We start from the raw sequence: 19,385 nt of genomic DNA, 5'->3' as shown, positions 1-19,385 counted from the left end.
GGCGTCCCGGCCGGACGCGACGCGCCGATCAGCGCTCGGGTTCGGAATTCACCCAGGTCGGGACGGCATTGAGGAACGTCGTCGGGCCCTCGGCCGTGGTATCGGTGGGCTTGACGAACAGATACACGACGAACGTCGACAGCCACGCCGCCATCAGGATCGCTGTGGACTTACGTGGTTTCACTGGTTTCACTGATTCCTTCCTTACGCAGGGCCGCGGCGACGCGTACGCGCAGTTCGCGACCCACTTCGAATTGTTTGCCTGGCAATGTGCGGGCAACCATCCGGATGTTCATCACCTCGAGCGAGAGATCCTCGACACCCATCACCGACGGCTCGTCGAGCAGAAGCGGTTTGAGGCGACGATCCTCGTAGGCCTTGGTGCAGACCGCGTGCAGGATCTCGTTGATCTTGGTGATGTCGGCCTGCGCGGATACCGGGACGTCGATCGCGGCGCGCGCCCAGTCCTTGGACAGGTTGGTGACTTTCACGATCTGCCCGTTGGGGACGATGATCACCTCGCCGTCGGAATTACGCAGCGTGGTGATGCGCAGGGTCACGTCCTCGACGGTGCCCTCGGCCACCTCGGCGGAGCCGGTGACCGAGATCTGCACCACGTCACCGAAGCCGTACTGGCGCTCGGTGATCAGGAAGAACCCGGCCAGGATGTCCTGGACGATGCGCTGCGCGCCGAAACCGAGCGCGGCACCGAGCACCGCCGCGGGCGCGACCAGTCCGGTCACCGCGAAGCCCAGCCTGCGTAGCACCTCCATACCGACCAGCACGTACACGATGGTCAGCACCACCCACGTGACCACCTGGGCCAGCGCGTGGCGATGCTTGGCCGCTTCGGTGCGCACCAGGGCATCGCTGGTCTGGAAGCCCGAGTCGATCTTGGTGGTCACCCGGTCGCGTAGGAACGCCGCGAATCTGCCGAACAGCATCGCGCCGACGATCAGCAGAACGATTTCGAGTCCGCTGGAACGCATCCAGTCGCTGATCTCGGGTCCGCTGCTGGCCGCGAGGACGTCGGTCATCGCGTCTCCTTCATGGACCTGCACAGGCACAGTTTCGGTTCGGTCGAACGCACACCAGAAAGGTTACAGGTCGGTCACGGCGTGCGGTCAAACGTGCTGAAGCGCACGGTTTGTGAGCGAATCGCTGGCTACGCGTCGTCCTGATCGCGCATCCGCCAACGGATTCCGGATTCGATGAACCCGTCGATGTCACCGTCGAGCACCGCGGTGGGGTTGTTGACTTCGTGGTTGGTGCGCAGGTCCTTGACCATCTGGTACGGGTGCAGCACGTACGAGCGCATCTGGTTGCCCCACGAGGCGCCCTCGTTGGTCTTGAGCGCGTCCATCGTGGCGCGCTCCTCCTGGCGCTTGCGCTCGAGCAGCTTGGCCTGCAGCACGCGCATGGCCGAGATCTTGTTCTGCAGCTGCGACTTCTCGTTCTGGCAGGTGACGACGATGCCGGTGGGGATGTGGGTCAGGCGCACCGCGGAGTCGGTGGTATTGACCGACTGGCCGCCGGGGCCCGACGAGCGGTACACGTCGACCCGGATCTCGCCCTCGGGGATCTCGATGTGGTCGGTCGTCTCCACGACGGGCAGGACCTCGACCTCGGCGAAGGAGGTCTGGCGGCGGCCCTGGTTGTCGAACGGGCTGATCCGGACCAGGCGGTGCGTGCCCATCTCCACCGACAGGGTGCCGTAGGCGTAGGGCGCCTTCACCGCGAAGGTGGCGCTCTTGAGGCCCGCCTCTTCGGCGTAGGAGGTGTCGTAGACCTCGACGGGGAACTTGTGCCGCTCGGCCCAGCGGATGTACATGCGCATCAGCATCATCGCCCAGTCGGCGGCGTCGACGCCGCCGGCGCCGGAACGGATGTTGACCAGCGCGTCGCGCTTGTCGTACTCGCCCGAGAGCAGGGTGCGCACCTCCATCGCCTCGACGTCGACGCGCAGTGCGGCGCGCTCGGCATCGGCATCGGCGGTGGCTTCGACGGCGGCCGCGTCTTCTTCGGCCTCGGCCAGTTCGTACAGCACCGGCAGATCCTCTAAGCGCTGGCGTAGGTCCTCCACGCGGCGCAGTTCGCTCTGCGCGTGTGACAGCTCACTGGTCACCTGCTGGGCGTGTTCCTGGTTGTTCCACAGCTCGGGATCGGCGGCCTGGTGCTCGAGTTCGTCGATGCGGCGGCGTAGCTCCTCGACATCGAGGACCGACTCGACCGTCTTGAGCGTGGTGTCGAGTTCTGCGAGGTCGGCGATAACGTCAGGATGCACGATTTCCTAGGCTACCGGTCGCCTCCGACACCGCGCCCAATCGGCTCAGCTTGCGATGGACCGTAGGCCGCCGGGGCGGCGTCCGACCAGCTGGTCGAGGGCGGTCGCGCTGGCCTCGTCGGCGGGGAGCAGGACGTAGAGCGACTGGTCGTCGTCGATGGACAGATCCAGCGATTCGTAGGCCAGCCGCAGCTTGCCCGCCTCGGGATGGCTGAGCCGGTTGATCCCACCCGAAGGCGGGAGGCCGGGCAGGGTCGCGAGGCGATCGGTGAAGGCGCTGCCCGCGGTGACGGTGAGTTCGTCGACCAGGGCGGCGACCATCGGGTCGGCGCGGAACGGGCCCTGCTTGAGCGAGGCGACCAGCTTGTCGGCGGCGGCGTCCCATTCCGGGTACAGCTCGCGGGCGCCCGGATGAGTGAACACGAATCGGGCGACATTGGCGGGTTCGCCCTGCTCGAACAGCCCGCTGGGCGCCATCAGCTTCCGATAGCCCTCGGTACAGGCCAGGATCTCGGTGAAGCGGTTGGTGATCGCGGCCGGTGCGGGTTCGAGCTGGGCGAGGACGGCCAGAATCGTGGGGCGCACCGTGCGGTTCGGCCCCTGCTCGGCGGCGCCGCAACTGAAACCGGACGCGCCTTTGGTGAGTTGGTGCAGGTGGACGCGTTCGCGAGGACTCAGCCGCAGCGTCTCGGCGAGCGCGGACAACACCTGGGCGGATGGATGACTGTCGCGGCCCTGCTCGAGCCGGATCAGGTATTCGACACTGACCCCCGCCAGATGTGCGCACTATGTACTTCAGGTCGCCTGAGCTGCGCAAAGACACCTCCGAATTCCTCGCTCAGTTCCACCACCGACCCCGTCAGCTGATCAAGACCTGCGCGCAGGCGGCATTGCAAGTGTCGGAGAGGCCGGCCAGTCGCGAGGTAGGTGGCATTGTCGCGGGTTGGGCTGTTGGCCGAGCTGCTGTGCTAGGGGACTGGCCAGCGGTGGCGTGAGAGCAGCTGAGGTCCGTCGTCTTGGGGGAAGCGCTACTGGATCGGTTGCAGATCACCGGGCTTCCACGTCTGGTCGAAGAACTCTTGTCCAGGTCCGTACAGGCGCAGGATCGCGAAGTATCCCTTGCCGGGCACCGTGCGTAGCCAGTTGCTGTCATCGGCTGCCGCGGGTTTGTCCGGGCCGAAGTAGATGTCGTGGGAGCCGTCGGGATTCGCGATCGGCTTGTCCATGGCGTTGATCGAGGGGAAACGCTGACCGTTGTCGAGGCCGGAGGCAGTAACGCTGTCATAGACCGCGATCGACCAGAACAACGCGGCCGGGATGTCCGGCGGCAAGCGCAGGACGTAGGCGCGGCCACCGTCGAGCCAGTCGCCATTGGCGTCTTTCATGGTCGCCGGATACTTCGCGCCCTTGCCGACCAGGTCGACGACCATCCCAGGTGAGTCGGAGTACGCGGCTGTGAAGAACGCGCTGCGCTGTTCGAGGTTGGTGAACGTTGCGCTGGACTGGAATTCGGTGTTCTGCCCGGCGAAGGTGTTGACCCATGGCTGCCCGGGATAGTAGGTCCCACCGGGCTCGAGCGGCAACAGACTCGTCACCGTCACCTTCGAGAGTTTGAACGCGGTGCGAGCCGCCTTGTCCAAAAGTTCACGGTCGGGCGGAGTCGGTGCGAACTTTCGCCCCTTCTCGATTCCCAGTGTGTGCAGGAACCCGCGCAGGTCCAAGTCGTAGGGATCGACGGCCTCCTGCTGAATGTAGCGATCGAGCAGCTCGAAATACGTTCCGTCGCTGGGGAACAGCATGTCGCAGGCGACACCCGAGGCGTGCGGGAACCGCATCGGTTGCGCGTCGTCGCGAGCGCCGAGGGGGTAGACGACAGTCTGCTCGATGCGGGTCACGGCGTCCGACAGATCGGCAGGGTCGGTGAAGAAGGCACGCCAGAACAGGAAGACGTTGTTGGTCCGCGAGCGGTAGACGTAGCCGTCTTCCGGTTGCGGACCTTGATAGCCGGGCGGCAGCAGGACATAGGTGCCACCGGCCCCTCGGTCCGGCCCGGCCAGGCCGACATCGCCTTTCCAGGTGTGCCCGTCGATTGTCGGGCCGACGATCGGGCGCTGCCAGAAGTCGTCGAACATGCCCTGTACTCCGGCGGGGGCTTCGACCACCAAAGGACCGTATTCGCCGAGATCGAGGTATCCCATGGCGTAGACGACGTCGAAGTTCGGTGTGGTCACCAAGGTTTTGGCGTCGATGCGGTCTTGCCAGATGGGCAGAACATTGTAGCCGCCGCCGAAGGTAGCCTCCGAGGCTTCTTTCATCGCCCAGATATTGATGGCGGGAAGGGCCCACAGGTAGCTCTGGACCGCACGCTGGAAGAGCAGTTCGTCACGCAAGCTCCGGGTGGTCTGCGCAGTCGGGAAACCGCCCTGGAACGCGGCGTTGGCGAGCTCATCATAATGGTCCACGCTCGGGCTCCTCCGTTCCAGAAAGTCCGTTCGCTGACCACACAACCTTCGGCCGCGGCCGGAGTCCTCACCCACAGGGGATGAAATGCGGTCAGGGTCATTGCCGCGCGCTGACCGAGGAGCATAGGTGTTCGGCTCATGCGGCTGGATTGACCGACGGACTCCTCGAGGTACCGCAAGCATCCTGAAATCGGCATTTCGGGATGCTTATACCGACTTGGTGATGGGTGGGTGCTGCGCTCATCCGTCATGGCGCCTCAGAGTTGTGGCGGTGCGCGGCCCAGCGGGTCGAAGTCACCCCGGACGGGTGATGCGCGGTGGCGCGCGCGGGGTGATTGTCGGGAGACAGTCCACCCGAGTTCACAGGAGCGCGCATGTGCCAGGTTCCCAAACCTGCCAGTTCGGCTACCGCTGCTATCAACCGTGCGGCGACGCAGAGCTATGACATGGATAACCGGGACGACTTCATCGACGCGCAACGTGGCCTGATCGCTGCGCTGCCCGCTCCGGTGTACTCCGACGTCGACAGCTCCCAGGTGGTCTTCGATCCCGCCGAGTTCGACTACCTGCGCGGTGACCCACCGACCCCGGACTCGGTGAATCCCAGCCTGTGGCGACAGTCGAAGCTGATCAGCCTCGGCGGACTGTACGAGGTGACCAAAGGCGTGTACCAGGCCCGCAACAACGATATCGCCAACCTGACCGTGGTCGAGGGTGAGGACGGGATCGTCGTCATCGACTGCATGGCCGGAGTCGAATCCGCCAGGCAGGCAATGGCGCTCATCCGTGAACACGTCACCGACAAACCGGTGAAGGCGATCATCTACACCCACACCCATATCGATCACTACGGCGGTGTGAAAGGTGTGGTGTCAGCGGAGGATGTAGCTTCGGGCAAAGTGCCGATCATCGCGCCGGGTATGCAGTTCGACAAGTACGCCATCGGGGAGAACGTCATCGCCGGAAATGCGATGGCGCGCCGCAGTTTCTACGCCTTCGGCTCCCTGCTGCCGCCTGGTCCACAAGGGTTTGTCACCTGCGGTATCGGTATCGCCTCCACGCACGGCCCGCAGATCTCCTATATCTCGCCGACCGACCTGATCACCGAAACCGGCACACGCCGTGAGATCGCCGGTATCGAGTTCGAATTCCTCTACGCGCCCGACACCGAGGCGCCCGAGGAGATGCACATCTGGATTCCACAGCTCAAGGCCCTCACCTGCGCGGAGAACGCGAACCATTCGCTGCACAACATCCAGACGCTGCGCGGCGCCCGCACCCGCGACGCCCGTAATTTCGCCCGCTACCTCGACGAGACCCTGCAACGCTGGGGTGACGAGGCCGAGGTGCACTACGGTCCGCATACCTGGCCGGTGTGGGGCAACGACAATGTCACCGGTTTCCTCGAATCCCAACGTGACACCTACAAATACATTCACGACCAGGCGCTGCGCCTGGCCAACAAGGGCTACACCCCGCTCGAGGCGGCCGAGGTGATCGAGCTGCCGGAAGAATTGGGACGTAACTGGGCCAACCGCGGCTATCACGGCACCCTGCATCACGACGTGCGCGCGGTGTACACGAAAGAGCTCGGTATGTGGGACGGCGACCCGGTCTCACTGCACCCGCACCCGCCGGTCGAGGCCGCGGCGCGGTTCGTCGAGTTCGCCGGTGCCGACAAGATTCTCGCCGAAGGTCAGCGCGCTATCGACGCCGCCGACTACCGATGGGCCACGGAGATCCTGCACAAACTGGTCTTCGCGCAACCGGACAACCAGCGCGCCAAGGATTTACAGGCCGACGCCTACGAACAGATGGGATACCAGGCCGAAGGCCCACAATGGCGCGGCATCTTCCTGTCCGCGGCACTGGAACTACGCGAGGGCGCCCAGCCACCCCCGTATGTGACGGCCAGCCAGGACAGCATTCTGGCGATGCCGATCGATATCCTGTTCGACTTCGTCTCGGTGCACATCATCGGCGAGAAGGCGGCGCACGTGGATCTGCGGATCGACCTGGACTTCACCGATGCCGCCGAGCAATGGACGATGTGGATCCGCCGCGGTGTACTCAACGCCCGGCGCGGCAAATCCGGCCAGGCGCAACTGACGGTGGCTGGGCCGAAGCCGTTCCTGGTCTCGGTGCTGCTCGACCCTGATTCGGCGGCGAAACTGGCCGAAGGCGTCAAGATCACGCTGGATGGCGACACGACGGTGCTCGACACCTATGGTTCGTTGCTCGACGAGTTCGATCCGGCTTTCCCGATCGTCACTCCCTGAATGTGTCTTCCAGCAGCTGCGGTGGGAGAGCAACGGCTGCGGGGCGAAGGCGCTGCTGGTGAAGTCGACCTTTGTGCCGTCGATCCAACCCCGGCAAAATGTCCAGTAATTTCTCACCTGGGTGAGGCATGCCACCTCCGCACTCCGTATGGCAGTAGCCGCGATCGCCCTTCCCGCGCTCGTTCTGACCCGCAACACCTAGTCGTTCCTTGCTGCGAAAGGTGTGTGCCTGGCCTGATTCAGATTGAGATCGCACGCAGAGCGCCGGGGCGGCGGCCCGCGATCTTGTCCAATGCGGTCGCGGTGGCTTCATCGGCCGGGAGATAGATGAACAACTGTTGGTCGTCATCTGCCGGGAGATCGAGGGTTTCGTAGACGAGGCGTAGCGGACCGGCCTCGGGGTGTTCGACTCGGGTGGTGCCGGTCGCGGCGGGGAGGCTGGGGACGGTAGCGACACGGCGCTTGAATTGCTCACCGGCCACGATCTCGAGTTGATCAGCCAGGGCGGCGGTCGCCGGATCTTTGCGGAAGGGGCCTTGTTTGAGGGTGGCGACCTGTAGGTCGGCGATGTGTTCCCAATCGGGGTAGAAGTCGTGAGCCCGGGGGTCGCCGAAGATGAAGAGGGCGAGGTTGGCTGTGGTCGGATCGTCGAGCACACCGGTCGGTGCCATCAGGCGGTGATAGCCCTCGGTATAGGCCAGGACATCGCTGAGGCGGTTCACGACCACCGCGACCGCTGGTTCCAGATGGTCGAGGATGGCGCGGACCGTGGGACGAACGGTCCGGGCCGGTCTTGCGGTGCCCATGCAGCTGAAGCCCGCGTCAGCCGATTTGGTCAGTCGGTACAAGTGAATGCGTTCGCTCGGCGCGAGATGTAGTGCGTTGGCGATGGCTGAGAGCACTGGCGGGGACGGGCGACGGTCACGGCCTTGCTCGAGACGAATGAGGTACTCGACGCTAACCCCAGCCAGGGTGGCGAGTTCGGCACGACGCAAACCGGGCGTGCGGCGTCGCGGCCCGGCAGGCAAACCGACATGGGCAGGGGAGACCGCCTCGCGTCGGCTGCGTAGGAACAGGCCCAACTCGTTGTCGGTCACTTTCGTGCTCCTTTGTATCCTGCAAGGTTCATTTCCACATGCCATGAACCTGACCAGGTGAGTGCCCCACCTGCGCAGCAGCACTCAGCCATCTGCTCGATTACTTGACTAGAGAGTGTGTAACCAACATCTCACTCCCGCGAGCATCGCGACCTCCGCGCGGCGCAGACCCGGCGTGCGCCTGCGCTGGCCGACCGGCAGTCCGACCTCGGCGGGGGAGACCGCCTCGCGGCGGGTCCGCAGGAACAGCCCGAGTTCGTTGTCGCTCACCTCATCGACGGTACCCAGCTCGGCGCACCGGAGAGTGGCCGTGCCACTACCACTCTCAGCGTGGTCTCCCTGCGAGGCTCGCGATCCGCGAGATTTGGTCGCACCGGCCGATCGGGCCGGTTCGACGACGAGGAGAACATCGTGTCCACACTGAAGCTCGCGATCATCATCGGCAGTGTCCGCGAAGGCCGATTCGGCCCCGTGGTCGCGAACTGGTTCGCCGAGCAGGTCGACGACCGCTTCGAGGTCGACATCATCGACCTCGCCGACACCGCGCTGCCAGCCTTGCCCGCCGTGCCGCCCGCGCTGGACCCCGACCCCGTGCGCCCGGCCGACATGCGCGACCTCACCGACCGCCTGGCCGCTGCCGACGCCTACGTGATCGTCACCCCCGACTACAACCGCAGCTACCCGGCAGCTCTCAAAGCGGCCATCGACTGGCACTTCACCCAGTGGGACGCCAAGGCGATCGGCTTCGTCGGTTACAGCGGCGGCTCCGGTGGACTCCTGGCGATCGAGCACCTGCGCCAGGTCTTCAACGAACTCAACGCCCACACCGTGCGCAACTACGTCTCGTTCCCGCGCTACTACATGCTCTTCGACGAGAACGGCAGGCTCCGGGACCCGCAGGAGCCCGAAGGCGCCGCCGCGGCGCTGCTCGATCAGTTGCACTGGTGGACAGGCGCCCTGGTCGCGGCGAAAACAGCCGACGTCGTGGCCTGACCACCGTTCTCGCACAGCTCGGCGAATACACTCTCCGCGTGGCTGCCTACTCCGCTGACCTGGACCTTGCCCTGCGACTGGCCGACCAGGCCGACGCCATCTCACAGGAGCGCTTCGGCGCCGTCGACCTGAAAGTCGACTCCAAGCCCGACCTCACCCCGGTCTCCGATGCCGATCTCGCGGTAGAACAGCTGATCCGCCGCGTACTCGCCGAGGAGCGCCCCGGCGACGCCGTTCTCGGCGAGGAATTCGGTGGAGACGCCGAGTTCAGCGGTAGGCAGTGGGTAGTCGACCCGATCGACGGCACCAAGAACTTCGTCCGCGGCGTGCCGGTGTGGGCCAGCCTGATCTCCCTGCTCGACGACGGTGTTCCGGTGGTCGGCGTGGTGAGTGCGCCCGCACTGGGTCGGCGCTGGTGGGCCGCCGCCGGGTCGGGCGCGTGGGTGCAGGTCCACCCGGGGGCGCCCAAGCCGATCTCGGTGTCCGCGGTCGCCGACCTCGACGCCGCGAGCCTGGCCATCTCGAGTTTGTCCGGCTGGCACGAGCGCGGCCTGCGCGAGAAGCTCATCGACCTCACAGACGAGGTCTGGCGGGTTCGCGGCTACGGCGATTTCTTCAACTATTGCCTGGTCGCGGAGGGTGCGGTGGACATCGCCGCCGAGCCGGAGGTCTCCCTGTGGGATCTGGCAGCCCTCGACATCCTGGTCCGTGAGGCGGGCGGCACGTTCACCTCCCTGGACGGGCGCTCCGGTCCGCACGGCGGCGACGCCGTGGCGACGAACGGGCTGCTCCACGACGAGGTCCTGCCCCGTTTGCGTGGATGAATCGAGTTATCCACAGGTGAGCAACTTCCGCATCCGCCGCCGTCGGCTCCGGTCGACGGGCTGCGGTACCGGCGCTCGCTCGTAGGATGGCCCGGTGAGCAATTCCGGCGCCACAGCCCCCGATGTCGACGACTTCCCGCCCGAAGACTTCCCACCCGACGACGCGTATCCGTCCGATGGCGGTTACGTCTCCGAGCACGACTTCGCCGATACCGGCGGCTTCCACTTCGACGATCTCGCCCCGGCCACCCCCGGCCGGGTCGCGGCTCCCGACCGCGGTGAGACCGCCGACGAAGTACTACGCCGCGTCTTCGGCTACGACAGCTTCCGTGGCGACCAGGCGGCCATCGTCGAACAGGTCGTCGGCGGTGGCGACGCGCTGGTGCTGATGCCGACCGGCGGTGGCAAATCCCTCTGCTACCAGGTCCCTTCGCTGGTGCGCGATGGCGTCGGCGTCGTCGTCTCTCCGCTGATCGCGCTCATGCAGGACCAGGTCGACGCGCTGAGCGCGCTCGGCGTGCGGGCCGGGTTCCTCAACTCCACCCAGTCGCCGGATCAGCGGCGGACCGTGGAGGCGCAGTTCGTGTCAGGCGATCTGGACCTGCTGTATCTGGCGCCGGAACGCCTACGACTGGAAGCGACGCTGCGGCTACTCGACCGAGGAAAGATCGCGCTGTTCGCGATCGACGAGGCGCACTGTGTGTCGCAGTGGGGCCACGACTTCCGGCCCGACTACCTCGCGCTGTCGCTGGTGCACGAGCGCTGGCCCGATGTCCCGCGCATCGCGCTCACCGCGACCGCCACCGAGAAGACCGCCGCTGAGATCGTCGAACGGCTCGATCTGGGCGCCGCGAAGCAGTTCATCTCCAGCTTCGACCGACCCAATATCCAATACCGGATCGAATCGAAGAACCGCGCCGACCGTCAGCTGCTCGACTTCATCCGCGCCGAGCACCCCGGCGACGCGGGCATCGTCTACTGCCTCTCACGCAACTCGGTCGAGAAGACCGCGGCCATGCTCAACGAGAACGGCATCCGCGCGGTGCCTTATCACGCGGGCCTGGACTTTCGGACCCGTGCCGACAACCAGTCCAGATTCCTGCGCGAAGACGGCCTGATCGTGGTGGCCACCATCGCCTTCGGCATGGGTATCGACAAGCCCGACGTGCGTTTCGTCGCCCACCTCGACCTGCCCAAATCGGTCGAGGGCTACTACCAGGAGACCGGCCGCGCGGGCCGCGACGGTCTGCCGTCGACGGCCTGGATGGTCTACGGCCTCAATGATGTTGTGCAGCAACGCAAGATGATCGATTCCAGCGAGGGCGACGCCGCGCATCGCAGGCAGCTGCAACTACACCTCGACGCCATGCTCGCCCTGTGCGAAACGGTCGGTTGCCGTCGCGCGCGGCTGCTCAACTACTTCGGCCAGACCGGTGGCACCTGCGGCAATTGCGATGTGTGCCTGAACCCACCCGAAACCTGGGACGGCACGGTGCCAGCCCAGAAGCTGCTGTCCACGGTGCTGCGGCTCAAACGCGAACGCGGGCAATCCTTCGGCGCGGGCCACCTCGTCGACATCCTGCTCGGCAAGACCAACCAGAAGATCACCCAGCATCGCCACAACGAGCTCTCGGTGTTCGGCATCGGCACCGATCTGCGCGATACCGAATGGCGCGGTGTGGTCCGGCAGCTGCTCGCGGGCGGCCTGCTCGCGGTACAGGGCGAATACGGAGTCCTCGCACTCACCGACGAGAGCAACGAGGTGCTGTTCGAGGGCAGGAAGGTGCTGATGCGGCGTGAGCCCGAACGCGCCGCCCGGCCCGCACGCAGCTCGCGATCGGCCAAGGCGACCGTCGACCTGCCCGCTGCGGACGTCGGACTGTTCGAGCGGCTGCGGGCCTGGCGTGCCGCCACCGCCAAGGAACAGGGCGTGCCCGCCTACGTGGTCTTCCACGACGCCACCCTGCGCGAGATCGCCGCGCGCAAGCCCGCCGACCTCGCCGCACTCGGCACCGTCGCCGGCGTCGGCGAGAACAAATTGGCCCGCTACGGGGAGGGGGTGCTGACGACGCTGGGCGAGGAGTAGGGCGCACCTCCGCTGTCGCCCCGCGCCGCCCACAAGGGTGTACACGCGCGGCGGAAAGGAACCCGCAGCGAATCGGACGACCCCGAGTTACTGTCGAGTCATGGCGAATGGTGAAGGCTCGGACGACGATACGTCGGGCAGCAGCCCGAGTCCGGGCGCCGATGCCCCGACACCTCCCATGCCGCACCGCCACATCGACCCGGTCGTCGCGCCCAGCCTGCTCGGCGCCCACCACGGCGTGATCCACCGCGGCAGGCCACGCTGGTCGACCATCGCGCTGATCGCGATCTTCACCACCGCCTTGGTCCTCTACCTCGTGCTGAGCCCGGGCTGATGTCCGCGGCCAACCGACCGATCGCCCGCGTTCAGACAATTTCCCATGCGCCGCTGTCGGATTCAGTGCTGCCTCACTGATGGTCGTACTCCGCTGATCGCAGCGGTGCCTGCCGTTCGATCGTGCGCTACCTCGACCCGGCATCCGATTCCGGAAATTTTGCGATGCCCTGCACCAGAATCGGCCGACATGCGCATGTGAGTTGTCGTAGCCGCAGGTCAAAGGGATACCTGCTGATGCCTCCCCGGTGCACCGTTGCCGAGCGGGACCGATCACTGTAGATCGGCCCGAGCTCGAGGAGGCGACGGCAATGGTGCGGTGGACTTGGAGTAAGCGTGTGGTGTGCGCCGCGATAGCGGTAACCGGACTGGCCTTCGTGCCGGTCCCCGCCGGTGCCGACCTACCGGCCCCGCCCGGTCTCGACTTGGCGCGGGTTTTGGGCACGCCCGTCCTGCCCGGCATCTACGGCCCCGATACCGCGGTGGTGGTGCTCGGCTACGGCCTGACACCGGAGGGCACGATGCGCGAGGAACTGGTCCGACGACTGCGCGCCGGCTTGGCCCAGGCCGTCTTCGCACCCTGGTCGCCGATCATCGTCACCGGTGGTAATCCACAAGCTGGTCTGTCCGAAGCCGACGCCATGGCCGACTGGCTGGTGGCCGCAGGCATCGACCAGAGCCGGATCCTGCGCGAATCCGAGGCCGAGTCGACGGTGGCCAATGCCCGCAACACGGCATCGATGCTGGCCGAAAGGGGTTTGCGCTCGGTCGTCCTTGTCACGTCGGAGGACCACATCGCCCGAGCCAGAGGCGCCTTCTTCGACGCGGGCGTGCTCGTCGTCGGCGACCTCACCCCCGACCGCGCCCAGTGGGAATCGGTGCCGCTGCACGTCGGTGGCTTCGGCCCCCATCAGGGGAAGCTGTGACCGATCATCGCCGCGGTGTCGACCGCATGATGAGTAGTCGCGGAAATCTCGGCAATCACGCAGAGAACCGACCTCCGGCCTCGTAACGTCGACCCATGACGCTCCACCTGTCCGACAGCGACATCCTCGCCGAGCTCGAGCCGACGGCCGAAGCCAACCTCAACGACCACCTGTCCAAGGCCAAGATGTGGCACCCCCACGACTACGTGCCGTGGGACGAGGGTCGCAACTTCGCGGCTATGGGCGGCGACGACTGGGACCCCGAGCAGTCGCGACTGAGCGAGGTCGCCAAGGCGGCGATGATCACCAACCTGCTCACCGAGGACAACCTGCCCTCCTACCACCGCGAACTCGCCGACACCTTCGGCTTCGACAACGCCTGGGGCACCTGGGTCGGCCGGTGGACCGCCGAGGAGAACCGTCACGGCATCGTCTTGCGTGACTATCTCGTGGTGACGCGCGCCGTCGACCCGGTCGCGCTCGAAGAGGCCAGGATGGCGCACATGACCGCGGGGATCGCCAAGCCCGAGAAGGGCTCGCAATTCCTCAAAGGCGTCGCCTACGTCACCCTGCAGGAACTCGCGACCAGAATCAGCCACCGCAACACCGGCGCGCTGTGCAACGACGCGGTCGCCGACCGCATGCTTGCCCGCATCGCCGCCGACGAGAACCTGCACATGGTCTTCTACCGCAAGCTCTGTGCCGCGGCCCTCGACCTCACCCCCGACGCGGCCATGCAGGCGATCACCGACGTGATCCTGCGTTTCCAGATGCCCGGTCTCAACCAGCCCAACTTCCGCCGCAACGCGGTCATGCTGGCCAAACACGGCGTCTACGACCTGCGCCAGCACCTCGACGTCGTCCTGCGTCCGACCCTGCGCACCTGGCGAGTCTTCGAGCGCACCGATTTCGGCCCAGAAGGCGAGCTCGCGCGCGAAGAGCTGCACACCTACCTGCTCGACCTCGAGGTCAAGGCGGCCCGTTTCGAGGAGCAGCGCGACCGCGCACTGGCCAGGGCGGCCGCGCGGGTCTGAGTCAGCCATGGAATAAAGCGCTGGCGCCGTCACTTACAGTTGACCGTTATGAGGGAAAAGGGGCGCAAGGTCATCGCGACCAACCGCCGGGCGCGGCACAACTACACGATCCTCGACGTCTATGAGGCGGGGATCGCGCTGGTCGGCACCGAGGTGAAGAGCCTGCGCGAAGGCAAGGCCTCCCTGGTCGATGCCTTCGCGACCGTCGACCACGGTGAGGTCTGGCTGCGCGGGCTGCACATCCCGGAGTTCAGCCACGGCACCTGGACCAACCACTCGCCGCGCCGCACCCGCAAGCTGCTGCTGCACAAGCGGGAGATCGAGCACCTGGTCGGCAAGTCCCGCGAGGGCAACCAGACGCTGGTGCCGCTGTCGATGTACTTCTCCGACGGCAAGGTGAAGGTGGAGCTCGCGCTCGCCAAGGGCAAGCAGGACTACGACAAGCGTCAAGATCTGGCTCGCAAGCAGGCCGAGCGCGAGGTCACCCGCGAAGTAGGTCGGCGGGTCAAGGGCATGCGTTAGTGCTGTCCGTCGTGCTCGCCCTAGTCGCGGCGGCGGGTTACGGAGTCAGCGATTTCTTCGGCGGGATCGCGGCGCGCAGGGTCACCGCATTGCGGGTGGTCGTGGTGTCGTACCCGTTCTCGGTGCTGTTGGTCTTGTTGATCGCGCCGCTGGTCGGCGGGCACGCCGACACCGCGTCGATGCTGTGGGGCCTGGCCGCGGGCGTGGCCAGCGGTTTGGCGGTGTGGTGGTTCTACGCCGCGCTCGCCGACGGACCCATGTCGGTGGTCTCGCCGCTCACCGCGGTGCTGGTCGCGGGCATCCCGGTCCTCGCCGGATTCTTTCTCGGTGAGCGGCCCGGGTCGGTCGCGATCGCGGGCATCGCCGTAGCTCTGGTCGCGGTGGTGCTCGTCAGCCGCGAGGCACCCGACGAAACCACCGAGGAGATCACCGGCGGAAGGCCACTGCGGTTCACCCGCCGAGTCGCGCTTCTCACCGTCGGTTCGGGCGCGGCCTTCGGTTTCGCGTTCTACTTTCTGCACGAAACCGACGCGAGTGCGGGTCTGTGGCCCCTGCTCGCCCAGCGCGCCGCGGCGACAGCGGTCGTGTGGACCTCGGCCCTGGCAGCAGGCGAATTCCGTGGCCTACACGGCGAACCGTTGCGCTTGGCGCTGGCGGTCGGCGTGCTCGATGTGATCGCCAACGCCGCACTGCTCTACGCATTCCACGGTGCGATGCTCTCGGTGGTCAGTGTGATCGGCTCGCTGTATCCGGCGGCGACGGTGCTGCTGGCGATGGTTCTGCTCGGCGAGCGCATCAGCGCCACCCAGAAAGTCGGCATGGTGCTCGCGCTCACGGCGGTCGCCATGATCGCCGTGAACTGACTCCCTACAGCCGGGTGCATGGCTCGTGCAGGCCCAGTCGGGCCAGCGTCTTGCCTTGATAGCCGACGCTCACGGCCCTGGCTCCCATCGGTTCCGTCTTGTCCGGTTCGAACACCGCCGACCATTCCGTTTCCAGATCGGGTTCGGCCGCACCGGCCGGATGGATCACGACCATGCCCTCACCATCGGGTTTCATCGATCCCACGCTGCGCCGCAGGCCGGCCCTGGTGAGTTCGCCGTTGGCCGCCGCGGTCGTGAGCAGGGCTTTGAGCGGATAGGTGATCGCCCAGCCCAGCGAGTAACCGAAGTTGGCGGGTTCACCGGTGATCGCCTCGCGGGCGTGCTTGGCGCCTACGCTGTTGCCGGACCAGCTGTCGACCGGGGTCGTGTAGTTGTAGAGCGCGGTCAACGCGGGCGCGGCCGCCGATTGCAGCAGGGCCGCGTTCCAGGTGGGCAGCGAGCCGAGGAACCGGCCGGTGAAACCCGACTTCACGAGCTTGCCCACGATCTCCGCGGTCTCGGCGGGCCCGGTGGCCAGCATCACCAGATCCGGTGCCGCCTCGAGGATCTCCGCCACCGGCCCGTCCTGATTGCCGACCTCGGCATTGGGCCCGGTATCGATGCGATCGGCGATGGTCGCGTCGTTGGCCAGCGCCCACTTCAGCGCACCACTGGCGTAGTCGCCGCCGTAGTTGCCGCGATAGGCGACGACGGCGATGTTGCGTGGCGTGTAATGGGTTTCGGCGAACCAGTCGAGCCCGGTGACCGCTTCTGTGCAGTAGGAGTAGCCCGCGCTGAGCACCAGATTGCGGTCGGCGCTGCGATAGTTCCAGCCCGACCATTGGGTGGCCGCGGTGCTCACCATGTCGTCGGCGTCCATCTGATTCAGCATCGCCACGGTCTGCGCGGTCCCGAAACTCATCGACAACGCGAGCACGTTCGGCTCGATCTCCTCGTACGCGCTGCGATGGGTGCGCGGATCGTAGGAGGTGTTGCGGGTATAGGTGCTGATGTCGATGTCGTAGCCGCCGATGCCGCCCGCCGCGTTCACCTGCTTCCAGAACGCCACCTGACCGTCGTTCATCGAGGCACCGAGCGGGGTGAACGGCCCGTTCTCCAGATCCGCGAGCACCCCGAGGTAGATGCAACCGCGATCGGTGTTCACCGAACCGGGGCAAGGCGTGCTGGTGACGCCCGGCGCCGCGGTGGACTCGCCCGACGAGCAGGCCGCGGCCAGCACGAGACTCGCAACAGCCGGGATCGCCGCGAATCGGCGCAGTCCACGCTGACTGGTGAATGCCATGAGATAACTCCTTGCTCCAGTCGCCCAGTACATTTCACAGTTCCGGGGCGGCCGATCGAGAACAGTACCCGCCTGTACCGGCGGTCCCACCCGGATTCGCCGAGGCTATCTGGCAGGGTTCGCTACAAGATCACTTCGACGACACCGCGAGCTGGCAGAAATAATGGGAAGAACCGATGCCGCGCCGGTGTTAATATGACTAGCCCGCACGGTGCGGGCACGTACGGGGCTGAACGGTTTCGACTGCGTACGTTGATTCAGGGGAAGCGTGTCGGTGCAGGCAAGAGACCACCGTAAGCGTCGCTGCAACCAATTAAGCGCCGATTCCAATCAGCGCGAGTACGCCCTCGCTGCCTAAGTAGCCAGGTCGTCTCTGTCAGTCCGGGTTCGTCCCTCGACCCGGGTACTGGCATCAGCTAGAGGGAATTACCGTTCGGCTCGGTCGCGGAGTCGAAGGGGACATCGAACAGCGACTGGGATCGTCATCCAGGCTTGTTCGCGAGACTTGGAGATCCAAGCAGAGACATAGCGAACTGCACACGGAGAAGCCCTGAAGACGCGGCGGAGGACCCGGGTTCGATTCCCGGCAGCTCCACTCAGAGCCCCTCACCTGACACGCAGGTGAGGGGCTTTTTCATGTTCACTCAGCGACGCAATTAGTACATAATATTCTGAATACAGATTTAGATGTACTATCAGACCATGGAATCCACGGTGCAGACCGACGCGCTCTCCCGGTTCGGGTACGCCCTCTCGGACTCGACCAGAACCAAGATCCTGCTCAGTCTGCGCAAGAAACCGGGCTATCCGTCGGAGCTTGCCGAGGCGATCGGTGTCTCGCGTCAGATTCTGTCCAATCATCTGGCCTGCCTGCGTGGATGTGGCCTGGTCGTCGCTGTTCCCGAGGGACGGCGCAGCCGCTATGAGCTGGCCGATCCGCGGATCGGGCGGGCGTTGGACGATCTGGTCGGACTGGTGCTTGCTGTTGATCCGGCCTGCTGCCCGGCGGCGGAATCGGATGGTTGCTGCTGATGAATGCGATCGGGATGCCGGTGGCGCCGAGTTCGGTGCGCAAGGCGGTCTTGGCGAGCCGGATTCGGTGGTTGGTCGCGGGGACGATCAGCTACAACGTGGTCGAGGCGGTCGTCGCGCTGACCGAAGGCGCGCGGGTGTCCTCGTCGGCGTTGATCGGGTTCGGGCTGGACTCGGTGATCGAGGTGTCCTCGGCGGCAGCGGTGGCGTGGCAGTTCGCCGGGCGCGATCCGGCGGCGCGGGAGAAGGTGGCGCTGCGGGTGATCGCGTTCTCGTTCTTCGCGCTGGCCGCCTATATCGCTGTGGATGCCGTCCGTTCGTTGCTCGGGGTCGGTGAGGCGCGGCATTCGATGGTCGGGATCGGGCTGGCGGCCGCGAGTCTGGTGATCATGCCGGTGTTGTCCGCCGCGCAACGCAGGGCCGGGCGCGAACTCGGGTCCGCCTCCGTCGTGGCCGATTCCAAGCAAACCCTGTTGTGCACCTATCTCTCGGCCGTGCTGCTGGTCGGCCTGCTGCTCAACAGCCTGTTCGGTTGGTCGTGGGCCGATCCGCTCACGGCGCTGGTGATCGCGGTGATCGCGGTCAAAGAAGGAATCAACGCCTGGCAGGGCGAAACCTGCTGTGCGACGACATCTACCGATGTCGCCCCTCGCGGCTGCTGTGACAACGACGATCGAGGAAACACGTGATGGCGATCTGCGCGCTCGTTCTGTATCTGGTGTTCGGCCTGCTGGGCTTCGGCTGGCGCAGTTGGCGCCAGTATCAGGCGACGGGGTCGACCGGTTTCCACGGCATCAGCGGGCGACCCGGCTCGCTCGAATGGCTCGCCGGCGTCGGTTTCGTCGCCGCGATCGTGGTCGGAACGGCGTCATCGTTGCTTCAGCTGGCCGGTGTCGTAGCCCCGATCGGGGCGCTGTCCGCGATACCGATTCAGACCGCCGGATTCGTCCTCGCCGTCGCGGGTATCGCGGCCACGCTGTACGCGCAGATCGAGATGGGCGAATCGTGGCGTATCGGAGTAGATCCCACTGAGACGACGGCTTTGGTCGATACCGGTGTGTTCGATCTGGTTCGCAACCCGATCTTCACCGCGATGCTCGTCTTCGCGGGCGGTGTCACGCTGATCATTCCGAACGCTGTCGCGATCATCGCGTTCGCACTGTTGCTGGTGACCGTCGAGCTCCAGGTGCGGGCCGTCGAAGAGCCCTATCTGACACGGGTTCACGGCGCGAACTACCGCGCCTACCTCGCGACGACGGGACGGTTCGTCCCCGGCCTCGGACGGGCGCCGCTCTGATCCGGTAGACCCTGGTGGAGGGCGGTGTGGGTGGGCCACGTAGAACTGAG

Annotated in this window: 20 protein-coding genes and 1 other RNA gene; 13 read left to right on the top strand and 8 right to left on the bottom strand. The window is 66.0% G+C overall.

Annotated features, from left to right (window positions below; genetic code table 11):
• Positions 1-28: 28 nt before the first annotated feature.
• The 5 genes from OHS03_RS21375 to OHS03_RS21355 all read right to left on the bottom strand — a co-directional run bounded on the left by OHS03_RS21375 (position 29) and on the right by OHS03_RS21355 (position 4,746).
• Positions 29-193, bottom strand: coding sequence for an Rv3103c transmembrane domain-containing protein (locus tag OHS03_RS21375; protein WP_328656520.1), 165 nt, complete (start codon positions 191-193; stop codon positions 29-31).
• Positions 171-1,037, bottom strand: coding sequence for a mechanosensitive ion channel family protein (locus OHS03_RS21370; protein ID WP_328656518.1), 867 nt, complete (start codon positions 1,035-1,037; stop codon positions 171-173). The genes OHS03_RS21375 and OHS03_RS21370 overlap by 23 nt, the downstream gene beginning before the upstream one ends.
• 128 nt (positions 1,038-1,165) lie before the next feature.
• Positions 1,166-2,284: a peptide chain release factor 2 gene (prfB, locus tag OHS03_RS21365; RefSeq protein ID WP_328656516.1), complete on the bottom strand. Its 1,119-nt coding sequence runs from the start codon at positions 2,282-2,284 to the stop codon at positions 1,166-1,168.
• Positions 2,285-2,329: 45 nt separating this feature from the next.
• The gene (locus OHS03_RS21360; RefSeq protein WP_328664346.1) at positions 2,330-3,061 is read right to left on the bottom strand and encodes a helix-turn-helix transcriptional regulator; all 732 of its coding nucleotides are present in this window, start codon (positions 3,059-3,061) and stop codon (positions 2,330-2,332) included.
• A 251-nt stretch (positions 3,062-3,312) separates the two neighbouring features.
• Positions 3,313-4,746: a DUF1254 domain-containing protein gene (locus OHS03_RS21355; protein ID WP_328656514.1), complete on the bottom strand. Its 1,434-nt coding sequence runs from the start codon at positions 4,744-4,746 to the stop codon at positions 3,313-3,315.
• Positions 4,747-5,192: 446 nt separating this feature from the next.
• Here OHS03_RS21355 and OHS03_RS21350 point away from each other — a divergent pair, with 446 nt between their 5' ends.
• Complete coding sequence (locus OHS03_RS21350; RefSeq protein ID WP_328656510.1) at positions 5,193-7,025, top strand: alkyl/aryl-sulfatase; 1,833 nt, start codon at positions 5,193-5,195, stop codon at positions 7,023-7,025.
• Between the two features lie 239 nt (positions 7,026-7,264).
• On the opposite strand, the gene OHS03_RS21345 is transcribed toward OHS03_RS21350, so the two are convergent.
• Entirely contained in the window at positions 7,265-8,122 is an 858-nt protein-coding gene (locus OHS03_RS21345) for a helix-turn-helix domain-containing protein (protein WP_328656509.1), read from the bottom strand.
• Between the two features lie 108 nt (positions 8,123-8,230).
• Entirely contained in the window at positions 8,231-8,392 is a 162-nt protein-coding gene (locus tag OHS03_RS21340) for a hypothetical protein (protein WP_407942400.1), read from the bottom strand.
• Positions 8,393-8,533: 141 nt separating this feature from the next.
• On the opposite strand from OHS03_RS21340, the gene OHS03_RS21335 reads away from it, so the two are divergent.
• The 8 genes from OHS03_RS21335 (at position 8,534) to OHS03_RS21300 (ending at position 15,703) form a co-directional block, all read left to right on the top strand.
• Positions 8,534-9,115 (top strand): NADPH-dependent FMN reductase, encoded by a 582-nt coding sequence (locus OHS03_RS21335; protein ID WP_328656507.1) that lies wholly within the window; start codon positions 8,534-8,536, stop codon positions 9,113-9,115.
• A 38-nt stretch (positions 9,116-9,153) separates the two neighbouring features.
• Entirely contained in the window at positions 9,154-9,939 is a 786-nt protein-coding gene (hisN, locus tag OHS03_RS21330; RefSeq protein ID WP_328656505.1) for a histidinol-phosphatase, read from the top strand.
• Between the two features lie 94 nt (positions 9,940-10,033).
• The gene (gene recQ, locus OHS03_RS21325; RefSeq protein WP_328656503.1) at positions 10,034-12,025 is read left to right on the top strand and encodes a DNA helicase RecQ; all 1,992 of its coding nucleotides are present in this window, start codon (positions 10,034-10,036) and stop codon (positions 12,023-12,025) included.
• Between the two features lie 100 nt (positions 12,026-12,125).
• Complete coding sequence (locus OHS03_RS21320; RefSeq protein ID WP_062983787.1) at positions 12,126-12,359, top strand: WLR motif membrane protein; 234 nt, start codon at positions 12,126-12,128, stop codon at positions 12,357-12,359.
• 310 nt (positions 12,360-12,669) lie between these two features.
• A complete protein-coding gene (locus OHS03_RS21315) occupies positions 12,670-13,284 on the top strand; it encodes a YdcF family protein (protein ID WP_328656501.1) in 615 nt (204 codons plus the stop codon).
• Positions 13,285-13,379: 95 nt separating this feature from the next.
• Entirely contained in the window at positions 13,380-14,318 is a 939-nt protein-coding gene (locus OHS03_RS21310; protein ID WP_328656500.1) for an acyl-ACP desaturase, read from the top strand.
• 48 nt (positions 14,319-14,366) lie between these two features.
• Positions 14,367-14,840, top strand: coding sequence for an SsrA-binding protein SmpB (gene smpB, locus OHS03_RS21305; RefSeq protein WP_056812582.1), 474 nt, complete (start codon positions 14,367-14,369; stop codon positions 14,838-14,840).
• Complete coding sequence (locus tag OHS03_RS21300; RefSeq protein WP_494516187.1) at positions 14,840-15,703, top strand: EamA family transporter; 864 nt, start codon at positions 14,840-14,842, stop codon at positions 15,701-15,703. Before smpB ends, OHS03_RS21300 begins: the two co-directional genes overlap by 1 nt.
• A gap of 4 nt (positions 15,704-15,707) precedes the next feature.
• Here OHS03_RS21300 and OHS03_RS21295 read toward each other — a convergent pair whose 3' ends face one another.
• Positions 15,708-17,006, bottom strand: a complete 1,299-nt coding sequence (locus OHS03_RS21295; RefSeq protein ID WP_328656496.1) for an ABC transporter substrate-binding protein — start codon at positions 17,004-17,006, stop codon at positions 15,708-15,710.
• A 225-nt stretch (positions 17,007-17,231) separates the two neighbouring features.
• Here OHS03_RS21295 and ssrA point away from each other — a divergent pair.
• The 4 genes from ssrA to OHS03_RS21275 all read left to right on the top strand — a co-directional run bounded on the left by ssrA (position 17,232) and on the right by OHS03_RS21275 (position 19,335).
• Positions 17,232-17,604: a transfer-messenger RNA gene (gene ssrA, locus OHS03_RS21290) on the top strand.
• A 104-nt stretch (positions 17,605-17,708) separates the two neighbouring features.
• Positions 17,709-18,038 (top strand): ArsR/SmtB family transcription factor, encoded by a 330-nt coding sequence (locus OHS03_RS21285; protein WP_063005584.1) that lies wholly within the window; start codon positions 17,709-17,711, stop codon positions 18,036-18,038.
• Positions 18,035-18,727, top strand: a complete 693-nt coding sequence (locus tag OHS03_RS21280) for a cation efflux transmembrane domain-containing protein (protein ID WP_405151772.1) — start codon at positions 18,035-18,037, stop codon at positions 18,725-18,727. Before OHS03_RS21285 ends, OHS03_RS21280 begins: the two co-directional genes overlap by 4 nt.
• A complete protein-coding gene (locus tag OHS03_RS21275; protein ID WP_328656492.1) occupies positions 18,727-19,335 on the top strand; it encodes a methyltransferase family protein in 609 nt (202 codons plus the stop codon). The genes OHS03_RS21280 and OHS03_RS21275 overlap by 1 nt, the downstream gene beginning before the upstream one ends.
• Positions 19,336-19,385: the final 50 nt, after the last annotated feature.

It is taken from the genome of Nocardia salmonicida, assembly GCF_036142455.1.
Taxonomy (GTDB): domain Bacteria; phylum Actinomycetota; class Actinomycetes; order Mycobacteriales; family Mycobacteriaceae; genus Nocardia; species Nocardia salmonicida.
This window is presented reverse-complemented; position numbering and strand designations above follow the sequence as displayed.

Coding starts and splice junctions, on each gene's coding strand:
- OHS03_RS21295 (WP_328656496.1), bottom strand. CDS start 17,006: ATGGCATTCACCAGTCAGCGTGGACTGCGCCGATTCGCGGCGATCCCG.
- OHS03_RS21370 (WP_328656518.1), bottom strand. CDS start 1,037: ATGACCGACGTCCTCGCGGCCAGCAGCGGACCCGAGATCAGCGACTGG.
- OHS03_RS21320 (WP_062983787.1), top strand. CDS start 12,126: ATGGCGAATGGTGAAGGCTCGGACGACGATACGTCGGGCAGCAGCCCG.
- OHS03_RS21275 (WP_328656492.1), top strand. CDS start 18,727: ATGGCGATCTGCGCGCTCGTTCTGTATCTGGTGTTCGGCCTGCTGGGC.
- OHS03_RS21315 (WP_328656501.1), top strand. CDS start 12,670: ATGGTGCGGTGGACTTGGAGTAAGCGTGTGGTGTGCGCCGCGATAGCG.
- OHS03_RS21350 (WP_328656510.1), top strand. CDS start 5,193: ATGGATAACCGGGACGACTTCATCGACGCGCAACGTGGCCTGATCGCT.
- OHS03_RS21310 (WP_328656500.1), top strand. CDS start 13,380: ATGACGCTCCACCTGTCCGACAGCGACATCCTCGCCGAGCTCGAGCCG.
- OHS03_RS21285 (WP_063005584.1), top strand. CDS start 17,709: ATGGAATCCACGGTGCAGACCGACGCGCTCTCCCGGTTCGGGTACGCC.
- smpB (WP_056812582.1), top strand. CDS start 14,367: ATGAGGGAAAAGGGGCGCAAGGTCATCGCGACCAACCGCCGGGCGCGG.